This is a genomic window from Stenotrophomonas sp. AB1(2024) (assembly GCF_037482345.1).
Lineage (GTDB): Bacteria > Pseudomonadota > Gammaproteobacteria > Xanthomonadales > Xanthomonadaceae > Stenotrophomonas.
This window is the reverse complement of record NZ_JBBHKO020000001.1, coordinates 701,907-714,950: the sequence shown is the minus strand read 5'-3', so window position 1 is coordinate 714,950 and position 13,044 is coordinate 701,907. Positions and strand designations below refer to the sequence as shown.

11 protein-coding genes are annotated in these 13,044 nt (G+C 66.6%); 4 read left to right on the top strand and 7 right to left on the bottom strand.

The window, feature by feature from the left end; translation table 11 throughout:
• Nucleotides 1–55 precede the first annotated feature (55 nt).
• Both WIX41_RS03415 and WIX41_RS03410 read right to left on the bottom strand, forming a co-directional pair.
• Nucleotides 56–349: a hypothetical protein gene (locus WIX41_RS03415; protein WP_339445762.1), complete on the bottom strand. Its 294-nt coding sequence runs from the start codon at nucleotides 347–349 to the stop codon at nucleotides 56–58.
• 78 nt (nucleotides 350–427) lie between these two features.
• The gene (locus WIX41_RS03410; RefSeq protein ID WP_339445761.1) at nucleotides 428–1,387 is read right to left on the bottom strand and encodes a LysR substrate-binding domain-containing protein; all 960 of its coding nucleotides are present in this window, start codon (nucleotides 1,385–1,387) and stop codon (nucleotides 428–430) included.
• 163 nt (nucleotides 1,388–1,550) lie between these two features.
• On the opposite strand from WIX41_RS03410, the gene WIX41_RS03405 reads away from it, so the two are divergent.
• Nucleotides 1,551–2,432, top strand: a complete 882-nt coding sequence (locus WIX41_RS03405; RefSeq protein ID WP_339445760.1) for a DMT family transporter — start codon at nucleotides 1,551–1,553, stop codon at nucleotides 2,430–2,432.
• Between the two features lie 18 nt (nucleotides 2,433–2,450).
• On the opposite strand, the gene WIX41_RS03400 is transcribed toward WIX41_RS03405, so the two are convergent.
• Nucleotides 2,451–3,356 carry a peptidylprolyl isomerase gene (locus tag WIX41_RS03400; protein ID WP_339445759.1) on the bottom strand — a complete coding sequence of 302 codons (906 nt, stop codon included), beginning with the start codon at nucleotides 3,354–3,356 and terminating at the stop codon, nucleotides 2,451–2,453.
• A gap of 150 nt (nucleotides 3,357–3,506) precedes the next feature.
• On the opposite strand from WIX41_RS03400, the gene WIX41_RS03395 reads away from it, so the two are divergent.
• On the top strand, nucleotides 3,507–3,872 hold the full coding sequence (locus tag WIX41_RS03395) for a PadR family transcriptional regulator (RefSeq protein ID WP_339445758.1): 366 nt from the start codon (nucleotides 3,507–3,509) through the stop codon (nucleotides 3,870–3,872).
• Nucleotides 3,869–4,879: a sensor domain-containing protein gene (locus WIX41_RS03390; RefSeq protein WP_339445757.1), complete on the top strand. Its 1,011-nt coding sequence runs from the start codon at nucleotides 3,869–3,871 to the stop codon at nucleotides 4,877–4,879. Before WIX41_RS03395 ends, WIX41_RS03390 begins: the two co-directional genes overlap by 4 nt.
• Before the next feature lie 362 nt (nucleotides 4,880–5,241).
• Here WIX41_RS03390 and WIX41_RS03385 read toward each other — a convergent pair whose 3' ends face one another.
• Nucleotides 5,242–6,555 (bottom strand): polyhydroxyalkanoate depolymerase, encoded by a 1,314-nt coding sequence (locus tag WIX41_RS03385; RefSeq protein ID WP_339445756.1) that lies wholly within the window; start codon nucleotides 6,553–6,555, stop codon nucleotides 5,242–5,244.
• A gap of 153 nt (nucleotides 6,556–6,708) precedes the next feature.
• Nucleotides 6,709–7,302, bottom strand: a complete 594-nt coding sequence (locus WIX41_RS03380) for a class I SAM-dependent DNA methyltransferase (protein WP_409187442.1) — start codon at nucleotides 7,300–7,302, stop codon at nucleotides 6,709–6,711.
• 118 nt (nucleotides 7,303–7,420) lie between these two features.
• Here WIX41_RS03380 and WIX41_RS03375 point away from each other — a divergent pair, with 118 nt between their 5' ends.
• Nucleotides 7,421–7,876, top strand: coding sequence for a CopD family protein (locus tag WIX41_RS03375; RefSeq protein WP_409187441.1), 456 nt, complete (start codon nucleotides 7,421–7,423; stop codon nucleotides 7,874–7,876).
• 152 nt (nucleotides 7,877–8,028) lie between these two features.
• Here the strand turns inward: WIX41_RS03375 and WIX41_RS03370 are convergent, their stop codons facing one another.
• Nucleotides 8,029–8,988, bottom strand: coding sequence for an acetyl-CoA carboxylase carboxyltransferase subunit alpha (locus WIX41_RS03370; protein ID WP_339445753.1), 960 nt, complete (start codon nucleotides 8,986–8,988; stop codon nucleotides 8,029–8,031).
• A 101-nt stretch (nucleotides 8,989–9,089) separates the two neighbouring features.
• On the bottom strand, nucleotides 9,090–12,671 hold the full coding sequence (dnaE, locus tag WIX41_RS03365; RefSeq protein WP_339445752.1) for a DNA polymerase III subunit alpha: 3,582 nt from the start codon (nucleotides 12,669–12,671) through the stop codon (nucleotides 9,090–9,092).
• Nucleotides 12,672–13,044 lie beyond the last annotated feature (373 nt).

The window sequence follows — 13,044 nt, the reverse complement described above, 5'->3', positions numbered from 1 at the left end:
CGTCATCCGCGCGGTGAGGTAGCGCACCACCGTTGCTGGTGTGCCTGGCGTGCGATCAGCCTTCGTCGAACTCGTATTCGACGAAAACATCCAGTTCCAGCACCAGCTCCTGCACCGCAGCGCGCACCTTCTGCGCGGTGCTTTCATTGCCGACCCTGACTTCCAGCTCATGCGTTCCAGGCCCGATGTCATCGGACAGACCGGCCGAGCTCGAATCGTCATCGTCCATGTGCGGCATCAGGTCGTCGATTTCCTCGACGTGCTCGATGCCCTCGATGCTCTGGAGCAGGTCGCTGATCGCGCGCGCATCGTCGTCGGTGCCGGTGATCCTGAGGCGCAGCATGGCCATGGGAAGGGCTCGCGGGAGTGGGGATTCCACCGTAGCGAGCAGTCATGCAAAAGCAGGTGAATGTCATCCGCCGGCAGCTCACGACCGTTGGTCGTGAGGCGTTTGGTCGTGGGGCCGATTCAGCAGCTCATCCGGCAACGCCGGCACCGGTGTGCGCTCGTCCTGCGCCTCGCGCTTGAGCCAGTCCATGAATGCCAGCGCGGTTGGGCTGAGCGGGCGGTGTTCGGCATGCACGATGTAGTAGGCATAGCGCGCCTTGAGCGCAGGCCCGGGCAGGCGCACCAGCTCATAGCGCTGCAGGTAGGGCTGGGCGATGTGCTTGCGCGCCAGCACCGCGCCGATGCCGTACACCGCCGCGCGCATCGCATCGGTGCTGTCGCTGAAGATGTGCTGTGCCGTCAGGTCCAGGCCGCGCACGCCGGCAGCCCGGAACCAGTCGCGCCACCCCTGCGGGGACATGTCGCTGACCAGCGGCAGCGCGGCGATCTGGCCCGGCTCGCGCAGGCTGGACACGCCCGGAAGGGCCGGCGAGGCCACTGGACACAGCTCGTCGTCCATCAGGTGGTGGGCCGCCAGGCCCGGCCACTGGCCCAGCCCGTAGCGGATACCCAGCTCCGGACCGTTCTCGTCGAAGCGAACCAGTTCGCTGCTGGTCTGCAGCTCGATGCGCATGCGCGGATGCAGGTGGGTGAAACGCGTCAGCCGCGGTACCAGCCAGCAGTACGACAACGAGCGCAGCGTGGTGATCCGCAGCGGCACCACATCGGACTGCGGGTGCAGGTTGCCGGCGACCGCGTTGATATCGCTCAGCGCGGCCGCTGCGGCATCGGCCAGCTGGCGGCCCTCGGCGGTCAGGCGAACGCCGCGGGCGTGGCGCTGGAACAACACCACGCCCAGCAGCGATTCCAGCCGCCGCACATGGTGGCTGACCGCGCTGGCGGTGAGGTGCAGCTCCTCGGCGGCATGGGCGAAATTCTGGTGGCGGGCAGCCACCGAGAACACTCCCAGCGCGGGCAGCAGGGCAGGGCGCAGGATCATGGCGAGACCCAAATCATATTTGTGGCTTGCAGGGATTCTACGCGCTTGTCGGGGGGCTGCAGCAGGTGGATGCTGTGCCCCTGTTTCCTGGAGCCCGCGCCATGTTGCTGCCCGTCCCCGCTACCGTTGCTGCCCGCTGCGCCCGTGCCGTCGGGGGCCGCCCGTGAGCGGCGCACCGGTGAGCGCTGGTGTGATTGAACGCGACTGGCGCACCCCGCTGGAGCTGACCGTGCTCGGCGCGATCTGGGGTTGTTCGTTCCTGTTCATGCGTGTGGCGGTGCCGTCATTCGGACCCTATGCGCTGGTGGAGGTGCGGTTGCTGCTGGGCGCGCTGGTGCTGCTGCCGTTCCTCTGGCAGGCGCGCGCGCAGTTCCCGGCCAGGCGCTGGTTGTGGCTGGTGCCGATCGGCCTGATCAATTCGGCCATTCCATTCGTGCTGTTCGCGTGGGCTGCGCAGCGAGCGCCGGCCGCGATCGGCGCGATCTGCAACGCGATGACCGTGTTGTTCGCCGCGCTGATCGCGTTCCTGTTCTTTGGTGAAAAGATCGGCATGCGCCGGGCGATCGCGCTGCTGGTCGGATTCGGTGGCGTGGTGGTGTTGGCCACGGCCAAGGTGTCCGGGCTGAGCATCGGCGCGGCGGTGATTGCCGGTTCGCTGGCGGCGCTGCTGTACGGGCTGGGGGTGAACCTGGTCAAGCGCCATATGACCGGGTTGCCGCCCGCGGCGTCGGCTGGCGCGACGCTGGGCAGCGCTGCGCTGCTGATGCTGCCGATGGCACTGACCCACTGGCCCGACGCGCCGATTCCCGCACTGTCCTGGGCGTGCGCGATCGCGCTGGGCGTGGTCTGTACCGGTTTTGCGTTCCTGATGTTCTACCGCCTCATCGCCCGCATCGGCCCGGCCCGCGCCTCCACCGTGACCTACCTGGTACCGATGTTCGGCGCGTTGTTCGCCTGGCTGTTCCTGGGCGAAGCGGTGACCTGGGCGATGTTGGTGGCCGGGGTGTTGATCCTGGGCAGTGTGGCCGTCAGCCAGAAGCGCTGATGCGCCACCGCAGGCCGATTACCGCACCGGCACCGGGATGTTGCACAGATCGATATGTCCTGCGGCGCGCTTGTAGAAGTCATCCACCCGATTGCGCCGCGCTTCGACCGTATCGGTGAACGTCTTCGAATCGGTACGCAGCACCTGCAGTGTGGGCCGCTCCGCTTCCGGCAGGTCGCTCACCCGCTGGATCGAACGGATCGCGGTGCGCTGCGCCGGGTCCGCATAGAACCCCATCGGCGCTGGTCCGCGCGGCAGCGCGCTGAGCAGCTCCATGCCCTTGAGCACCCGGCCGACCACGGTGATGTTGCGATCCAGCTGGCGCGGCGACTGGCCGGTGACCACGTACAGCTCGGCGCCGATGCTGCTGTCTTCGTCGTTGTTGCGGCCTGCACCCAGCGTGCCGTAGCAGTGGGCCAGCCAGGTCTTGCCGTCCTTCGAATCCTGCCCAACAGCGAAGCCGTCCACGAAGCCGGTATGCTCGGCCCAGCCATCGCGATCCGGCAGCAGGCTGACCTTCAGGCCCTTGCTGTCGCGCTGGAACTCGGCCGGCAGCTTGCGCTTGGCACTGCCCAGCGGCTTGGCCTTGTCCGTATCGTCGGCATCGGCATCGCCGAACTGCACCACGAAGTTGTCCTGCGCGCGGTAGATGCTTTCACCATCCCAGAAATGCTCATGGGCCAGGGTCTGGATGTTGGCCACGTGCTGCGGCGCGAAGGCCGGAGCCAGTTCGATCAGGACCTCACCGGCATCCAGCTGCATCAACAGCAGGTTGGCCGGATCCGGCGTGCGCCAGTCGCTGGCTGGCGAGGCCTCCAGGATCTGCTGCGCGCTGCGGTAGGGCGTGGCCGCCGTGGCCAGGCCCGGGAGCAGGCAGGAAAGGGCAAGCGCGAGCGCGAGCAGGGCAGGACGGCGTGGCGACATGGTGGACCCCAGGATGAACGGTCCCCGATTCTGCGCGAAGCCCTGCGTTGCCCGCCAGTCCGGCCCTGTCCAGCGGCAGGGTGACTAACGGCACGTTCGCTATAGCTGACTTCACACTAGTGTTGACTCCACGCTAGCTGGAGATCGGTCATGAGCGACCACGAGGCCCACCTGAAGAAGTTCCAGAAGGAGCTCAGCGCCGGCACGGTCTCGCTGGCGCTGCTGGCGGTGCTGGCCCGTACCGGCGAGCCGTTGTACGGCTACCTGATCGCCAAGGAGCTGGAACGGGTGGGCGACGGCGTACTGAGCGGCAAGCAGAGCGCGCTGTACCCGGTGCTGCGCAATCTGGAAGCGGGCGGCCTGCTGGAAAGCCAGATCGAACCGTCCGTGGCCGGGCCGCCGCGACGTTACTACCGCATCAATGAACGCGGCCGCCAGGTGCTGGAGCAGTGGACCCAGGCCTGGCGTGCCACCCGAGATTCCGTCGATTCCGTGCTGGAAGGGGTACTGCAATGAACGAAGAAAGCATGGCGGGCAGGGGCCTGCCCACCACCATCGGGCAGTATCTGGCGCAGCTGCGTGCGGCCCTGCACGACGCCGATCCGGCGATGGTGCAGGACGCGTTGTACGACGCCGAGGAATACCTGCGTTCGGAACTGGCCGCGCAGCCGGGGCGCAGTGAGGCCGAGGTGATCGCCGACGTGGCCGGCAGCTATGGCGCGCCGGAGGAAGTGGCCGAGATCTATCGCGAAACGGAAATCACCGTGAACCGCGCGCTGCGTACGCCCAGTGCCAGCGTGCGGCCGATCGCCCGGGTGGTGCCGGCGCAGGTGGCCGACGCAGCCGCAGCGGCCGCTGCCGGCGGCGACGCACCGCGCGTGGAGCCTGTGGCCGCGCCGCATCGTTCGGCGCTGGCGCGCTTCTTCGGCGTGGCGCTGGAACCGCGGACCTACGGCGCGCTGTTCTACATGCTGCTGTCACTGGCCACGGGAACGTTCCTCTTCACGTGGGTGATCACCGGCTTGTCATTGTCGCTGGGGCTGCTGATCCTGATCATCGGCATTCCGCTGACGGTGCTGTTCTTTGGCTCGGTGCGCGGCCTGGCGCTGCTGGAAGGGCGGCTGGTGGAAGTGCTGCTGGGCGAGCGCATGCCGCGCCGGCCGCGTTACGCCGACCGCAGCCGCAGCTGGCTGCAGCGGATCGGTGACATGTTCACCGATGGGCGTACCTGGCTGACGATGCTGTACTTCGTGTTGATGCTGCCGCTGGGCACCGTCTACTTCACCGTTGCGGTCACCCTGCTGACGGTGGCGCTGGTGTTCATCTGGGCGCCGGTGGCCTTGCTGTTCGCGCTGGGCGCCCCGGGCCTCTACATCGACGGCGACCTGGTATTGCTGCCGCTGTGGGCGGCCCCGGTGCTGGCGGTACTGGGCGTGGTGATTCTGTTCTGCACCATGCACCTGGCGCGCTTCATCGGCCACCTGCACGGCCAGATGGCCAAGCACCTGCTGGTGCGCCTGTAAGTCTACCGAGGGCCGGCCAACGGCCGGCGCTACCGCCAGGCATCCGGAGCTCATGGTTGATTGATCATGATCCGGATGGGCCCGTAGCAATTCGTAGGTCCGAAGAGAACGGCAGGAGCCGTTCTCAACGTCGCGTAGCGACGGCCCGCAGGGTGCCCGCCAGGACGGCGGGCATAAGAGAACGGCAGGAGCCGTTCTCAACGTCGCGTAGCGACGGCCCGCAGGGTGCCTGCCAGGACGGCGGGCATAACGTTGGCCGGACACCGCGCGCAGCGCGGCGCAAGCATCCGAAGCCCATGCAATGACCGTCCTGCCCATGCATCCGGCGTTTGTACCGACCGAAGACATGGGTCAGACGGGCGTCACCCCGCTTTTTTTCGGATCGGGGTGACGTTGCTGGCGGCCTTGGCCGCCTTCTTCGGCTTCACCGCCGCCTGCGTATTGGCGGCGAAGAAATCGCGCACCTTCGGGTACACGGTTTCGCGCCAGCGACGGCCGCTGAAGATGCCATAGTGACCGGCGCCCTCGACGATGAAGTGCTCACGGCGCTCGGCCGGAATGCCGGTGCACAGCGCCTGCGCGGCTTCGGTCTGGCCCAGGCCGGCGATGTCGTCCAGCTCGCCTTCGATGCTCAGCAGCGCGGTACCGGTGATCGCACTGGGGTCCACGCGTTCGCCCTGCACATACCACTCGCCGCGCGGCAGCAAAAATTCCTGGAACACCACGCGGATGGTATCCAGGTAGTAGCGCGCCGGCATGTCCAGCACCGCGTTGTACTCATCGTAGAAGCGACGGTGCGCGTCGGCATCTTCCATGTCGCCCTTCACCAGGTCGGCATAGAAATCCCAGTGCGAACTGAAGTGCCGGCTGGGGTTCATCGACAGGAACCCGGCGTGCTGCAGGAAGCCCGGGTACACGCGGCGGCCTGCGCCCGGGTAACCCGGCGGCACGGTGTGGATGACGTTGTTCTCGAACCACGACAGCGGGTTCTGGGTGGCCAGGTTGTTCACTGCGGTGGGGCTGCAGCGCGCATCGATCGGGCCACCCATCATCACCAGCGAACGCGGCGTGGTTTCCCCGCGGCTGGCCATCAGCGAAACGGCCGCCAGCACCGGCACGGTCGGCTGGCACACGCTCACCACATGCAGTTTTTCCGCACCGAGGTGGCGGATGAATTCCTGCACGTAGGCGATGTAATCGTCCAGGCTGAACTCGCCTTCGCTGCCCGGCACCATGCGCGCATCCACCCAGTCGGTGACATACACGCGGTGGTCGCGCAGCAGGGTGCGCACGGTGTCGCGCAGCAGCGTGGCGTGGTGCCCCGACAACGGTGCCACCACCAGCACGAACGGCTGGTTGAGCATGGTGTTGAGCTGGTCGGCCTCATTGCTGTGGCGCTTGAAGCGCAACAGCTTGCAGAACGGCTTGCTGACCTCTTCGTGCACCACGATCGGCACGCGCTCGCCTTCGACGTCGATTTCGTTGATGCCCCACTCGGGTTTCTCGTAATCCTTGCCGATGCGATGGAACAGCTCGTTGACCGCCGAAAGGCGGTCGGCACCGGGCATCTGCGACCACCAGTGGCCCTGGTTGGCGAAGAACTTGGCGTTGGCCTGGGCCTGGTGCACCCAGGGCGCGAGCAGGTTGCGGGTCAATTCATGCAGCTGATAGAGCATGACGTCCGAATATGTATGGTCTTATGTTGCCGCGCAGCATACAGCAGGCCTTCGTCCCATGGGTTAATGGGGGAAATATCACGGCAGAATGAGACGCGTAGAGCCACGCCCTGCGTGGTGCCAGATCGTGAGGCAGCCACGCAGGGCGTGGCTCTACGCACTGCGTTCGAGCGCTGCGGCCTGTCCCGCCAGGGCGGGCGAGAGCCAGCAGTGGGACCCCAGGGCGGTGAAGCCTTCGGCCTTGAGGTGGCGGCGGTACCAGGCGGCTGGGCGGGCCTGGAAGCCTTCGTGGTCGCCGTCGAACTCGTCCTCGGCGGTGAATGCCTCCAGGAAGGCGACGCCGCCGGTGAGCTCGGCGAAGCCGGCCAGGGCCGGGCGCAGCTCGCGGCTGGGCACGTAGTGCATCACGTCGGAACAGACCAGCAGGTCCACCGGCGCGCAGGGGCGCAGCCAGGCGAAATCGCCGACCCGCGCGGGGTGCAGGTTGCGGCTGCGGCCATAGCGCTGCACCGCGTAGGCGCTGCTGTCGAAGCCCATGTACTGCACGCGCGGGCGCAGCTTGAGCAGCGGCGCGCGCCAGGCGCCTTCGCCGGCGCCGATGTCCAGCACGCTGCGGATCGGGCGCTCCAGGTAGTACTCGGCACTGGCCACGGCGAGGGCGACCTTGCGCGCCAGGCGCGCCGCGCCGCCGGTCTGGTCGGGCTGGTACCAGCGCTGGAAGTAGGCCTGGTCGTAGGTCTTGTGCATGCGGGGCAGGGGAGAGGGACGCGGGTGCACATGGTAATGCGTCAATCCGCCGCGCATGCGTTGCCCCGCCGAATCGGCCAGAATGAACGACATCCAAGCCAGCCGCCGGAGCAAGCGCATGCAGTCCTACTACTGGGTCAAGACCTTCCACCTGCTGTTCGTGGTGGCGTGGATGGCGGCGGTGTTCTACCTGCCGCGGATACTGGTCAACCTGAGCGAGACCGCCGGCCAGCTGCCGGTGACCGAGCGCCTGCAGTTGATGGGCCTGCGCCTGTACAGGTTCGGGCACATGATGTTCGGCTTGGCGCTGATCCTGGGGCTGGTGCTGTGGCTGGGTTACCGGGTGATTCCGGATTTCCCGACGATGGTCGCGCCGGGTGCGGCGGGCTGGTTGCATGCCAAGCTGGGGCTGGTGGTGCTGCTGCTGGTGTATTACTCATGGACCGGGCGGCTGCTCAAGGGCGCGGTGAAGGGCAAGGTGTTGCCGTCGTCGCGCGCGCTGCGCTGGTTCAATGAGTTGCCGCTGGTGCTGTTCATCGGGGTGGTGTGGCTGGTGTTGGCCAAGCCGTTCTGAGGGACCCGGCATTGCGCAGCCACGCAGGGCGTGGCTCTACGCCGGGCACCAGGATGCCGTAGAGCCACGCCCTGCGTGGCTGAGCCATCGGACGAAGACAAAAAAAACCGGGCGCATGGCCCGGTTTTTTTTGCCACAACCGCAGCGTCAGATCAGGCCGTTTCGTAGGCGCCGTAGCTGCGCAGGCGCTCGTAGCGCTTCTGCAGCAGGTCGTCGGTGGACAGCTTTTCCAGCGCATCCAGCTCGTTGAGCAGCACCGCTTTCAAGCGCTTGGCCATCTGGTTCGGGTTGCGGTGCGCACCGCCGGTGGGCTCACGCACCACCTTGTCGACCAGGCCCAGGCTCTTCAGGCGCGGCGCGGTCAGGCCCAGCTGTTCGGCCGCATCCTTGGCCTTGCCCGCGTCCTTCCACAGGATCGAGGCGCAGCCTTCCGGGCTGATGGTCGAATACACGCTGTATTCGAGCATCACGGTACGGTCGCCCACGCCCAGCGCCAGCGCGCCGCCGGAGCCGCCTTCGCCGATCACGGTGCAGATCACCGGCACCTTCAGTTCGGCCATTTCCATCAGGTTGCGCGCGATCGCTTCGGACTGGCCGCGCGATTCGGCATCGATGCCCGGCCAGGCGCCAGCGGTGTCGATCAGGGTCAGCACCGGCAGGCCGAAGCGCTCGGCCATCTTCATCAGGCGCAGCGCCTTGCGGTAGCCCTCCGGCTTGGGCATGCCGAAGTTGCGCTTGATCTTTTCCTTGGTGTCGCGGCCCTTCTGGTGGCCGATCAGCATCACCGAACGGCCGCCGATGCGGGCCAGGCCACCCATGATGGCCTTGTCGTCGGCGAAGGCGCGGTCGCCGGCCAGTTCCTGGAATTCATCGCAGAAGATGCGGATGTAGTCGGCGGTGTAGGGGCGCGAAGGATGGCGGGCCAGCTGCAGCACCTGCCACGAGGTCAGGTTGCGGAAGATCTGCGCGGTACGCAGCCGCAGCTTGTCCTGCAGGGTGCGCACTTCGGCCTCGACATTGACCGCCGGGCCGGCGCTTGCGCTGCGCAGCTCCTGGATCTTTGCCTCCAGATCAGCGATGGGTTGCTCGAAGTCGAGGTAGTTCGGATTCATCGGAAGCCGTCGTGAAGAAAAGAGGGAAAGTGTAGCCGAATGCGTCTAAATGCCCCGTACGGGGTCGTCTGGTGGTAGCCCCGGCCGTTGGCCGGCAACAACTAATTCGCCCATGGCGGGCTGTACCGGACTTTGAGCGTACGCACCGCCGGGTCGGCCCGCAGCGCGTCCACCAGCTGGCTGTCCACGCGCACGGCGGTATCGCCGGCCACGTCCAGCATGCCGGCCACCGGGCCCTGGTCGGTGCCCAGCAGCAGGTCCAGGCGCAGGGGGGTACGGCCGGGACGGTGGCGGTCGAGCAGGCCGTTCACCCGCGTCCATACCGGGTCGCCCTGGCGCAGGTCCAGGCGCAGCGACAACCGGGTGGCGTAATTGGCGCAGATTTCTTCGAAGTCCCAGCACTGGCGGATGCGCAGGGCATAGCCGCCGTTGAACTCGTCTTCGCGCAGGCCGCCCTTGACCACCAGGATGCGGTCCTTGGTCATCAGGTGGCCGAATTCGGCCAGGCCGTCGGTGAAGGCGCTGCACTCGACCCGGCCCTTGCCGTCTTCAAGTTGCATGAAGACCTGGCTTTCGCCCTTGCGCCGAACGCCGACCACCAGCCCGGCCAGGATCACCGGGGTTTCCTGGCGCCAGGCGCGCTTCTCGCCGTCCTTGCTGGGGCGGGCGGGGGGAATGAGCTTTTCCAGCATGCCCAGGTCGGTGCCGACCAGTTCCTTGACGTCGTCGGCGTGCGGGTCGAACGGATGGCCACTGAGGTAGAAGCCCAGGGTTTCGCGTTCGCCGTCCAGCAACTGGCCCAGCGCCCATTCCTTCGCTTCGGGCAGGTCCAGCTGCAGCGCGGTGCTGACCGGGTCGGGCGCGCCGAACAGCGAGTTCTGGCCGGAGGCCCGCTCCCGCGACATCTGGTCGGTGGCCTTGAGCACTTCAGGCAGCTGCAGCATCAGCGAAGCGCGGTTCCTGCCGAGGCCATCGAGCGCGCCGCAGTTGATCATCGCTTCGAGCGTGCGCCGGTTGAGCTTGCCCGATTCGATGCGCATGCAGAAATCCAGCAGCGACTCGTAGCGGCCGTTGGCCAGGCGCTCCTCGACCACCGCTTCGCAGGCACCCTGGCCCACGCCCTTGATGGCGCCCAGGCCGTACTGGATGGTGTCGGCGCTGGAGGCTTCGAACATGTACGCCGATTCGTTCACGCGCGGCGGCAGCACGGTCAAGCCGAGGTTGCGCACTTCGGCCAGGAAGCCCACCACCTTGTCGGTGTTGTCCATGTCCGAGGACAGCGTGGCCGCCATGAATTCGGCCGGGTAATGGCGCTTGAGCCAGGCGGTCTGGTAGCTGACCAGCGCGTAGGCGGCGGCGTGCGACTTGTTGAAGCCGTAGCCGGCGAACTTCTCCATCAGATCGAAGATTTCGTCGGCCTTGGGGCCATCCACGCCGCCCTTGGCCGCACCTTCGCGGAAGATCTCGCGGTGCTTGGCCATTTCGGCCGGCACCTTCTTGCCCATCGCACGGCGCAGCAGGTCGGCGCCGCCGAGCGAATAACCGCCCACGATCTGCGCCATCTGCATCACCTGTTCCTGGTACACCATGATGCCGTAGGTGTCCTTCAGGATCGCTTCGGTGCGCGGATCGGGATAGATGATTTCTTCCTGGCCGTGCTTTCGCGCGTTGAAGGAAGGAATCAGGTCCATCGGGCCGGGGCGGTACAGCGACACCAGCGCGATCAGGTCTTCGAAGCGGTCGGGGCGCGCGTCCTTCAGCAGGCGGCGCATGCCGGAGGATTCGAACTGGAACACCGCGCCGGTGTTGCCGTTGGCGAAGATGTCCTTGTAGGTCGGGGCGTCGTCGAGCGGCAGCGCGGTGATATCGACCGGTGGAATGCCGGCGCGGGCGTGGCGCTTGTTGATCGCCTTGACCGCCCAGTCGATGATCGTCAGCGTGCGCAGGCCGAGGAAGTCGAACTTCACCAGGCCGATTTCTTCGACGTCGTTTTTGTCGAACTGGGTGACCGGGTTGCGGCCACGGCCGCCTTCGTCGTGTTCGGCGAACAGCGGGCAGAACTCGGCCAGCGGCTCGGGCGCGATCACCACGCCACCGGCATGCTTGCCGGCGTTGCGGGTAAGATCCTCGAGCTGGCGTGCCAGGTCGATCAGGTCGCGCACATCGTCTTCGTTCTGGTAGCGCTGGATCAGCTCCGGCGATGCCATTTCCGAGTCCTTGCCTTCGCCCATCGCGTCCTTGAGCGAAATGCCCAGGATGTTGGGAATCAGCTTGGAAACGCCATCAACCAGGCCGTACGGGAAGCCCAGCACGCGCCCGGAATCGCGCACCACGGCCTTGGCGGCCATGGTGCCGTAGGTGATGATCTGGCTGACGCGCTCACGGCCGTACTTGCGCGCGACGTAGTCGATGACTTCGTCGCGGCGGTCCATGCAGAAGTCGATGTCGAAGTCGGGCATCGACACGCGTTCGGGGTTGAGGAACCGCTCGAACAGCAGGTTGTACGGAATCGGATCGAGGTCGGTGATCTGCAGCGCCCAGGCCACCAGCGAACCGGCACCGGAACCACGGCCAGGACCGATCGGAATGCCCTGGTTCTTGCCCCACTGGATGAAGTCGGCCACGATCAGGAAGTAGCCGGGGAAGCCCATCTTGATGATGGTGGCCAGCTCGAATTCCAGGCGCTCGACGTAATCGGCGCGGGTCTTGCCTTCGGCCAGCGGATTCTTTTCCAGGCGCGCGTCCAGGCCCTTGCGCGATTCGCTGCAGATCCAGCTGTCCAGCGTTTCGTTTTCGGGCACCGGGTAGTTGGGCAGGAAGTAGGTGCCCAGCCGCATTTCCATGTTGCAGCGTTCGGCCAGCGCCAACGTGTTGTCGATCGCGTCGGGGATGTCGGCGAACAGCGCGCACATCTCTTCGGGCGATTTCAGGTACTGCTGGTCGCTGTAATCACGCGGGCGCTTGGGATCGTCCAGCACGCGGCCGGAGGAAATGCACACGCGCGCTTCGTGGGCACTGAAATCGTCCGGGCGCAGGAAGCGCACGTCGTTGCTGGCCACCACGGGCAGGCCACGTTGGCCGGCGGCAACGAGGGCAAACTGATTGAAGGCTTCTTCGCCCTCTCTGCCGGTACGGGTCAGCTCCAGGTGCAGGCCATCGCCGAAGACGCGCTGCCAGTCGGCGAGCTGCTGCTCGGCCAGGTCATGGCGGCCTTCGCCGGCCAGGCGCCCGGCCAGGCTGTCGCGGCCAGCCAGGGCAAATAGATCATGGCAACCGGCCTTGAGCCAGTCGGGGTGCACGGCCACGCCGCCTTCGGGGCGGTGGCCTTCCATCCAGGCGCGGGTGAGCAGGCGCGAGAGGCTGAGATACCCTTCGCGGTCGCGGCACAGCAGGGTCATGCGCCAGGGGGTCATGCCCTCTTCGGCGATCATGATGTCGGCACCGGCGATCGGCTTGATGCCGACCGTTTCAGCGGCCTTGTAGAACTTGACCAGCGCGAACAGGTTGTTCAGGTCGGTCACTGCCAACGCGGGCAGGTTCAGTTCGACGGCGCGGCTGAGCAGGTTGGCCTGCTTGGCCTTTTTCGGGTCAGCCTGATCCGGTTTCGCCGGGACACGGATGGTCGAATCCGCCAGCGAAAACTCGGTGTGGACGTGCAGATGTACGAAACGGGAAGTGGACATGCCGGGCCAATGTAATGCCCGGTCAGGGTAGCCGCGCGGGGCAAGCGGAACAAGGCTTGACAGGGGATTGGGTTAAGGCGGGAGGCCTGGGGCTGAAACCAGAGCAGATGCCGAAGCCAGAGCACTTGGGCGGTAGGCTTATCGGCTGGGGCGGCGGCGGGGGCAGGGGTACGGGACGTGCCGTAAACCGCCCTCCGGGCCCCGGCCCAACCGCCAGCGGTTGGGCGTTCAGTCGCACGCGAGGCAGTGCCTCGCAAGCAGTGCGCCTTCACCCATGGGGGCTCTCTTGCAACATCCATGGTGCAAGGAAAGGTCCCGTACCCCTGCCCCCGCCGCCGCCCCCAACGGAAGGTCGGCTCGCACGGAAGAGCAG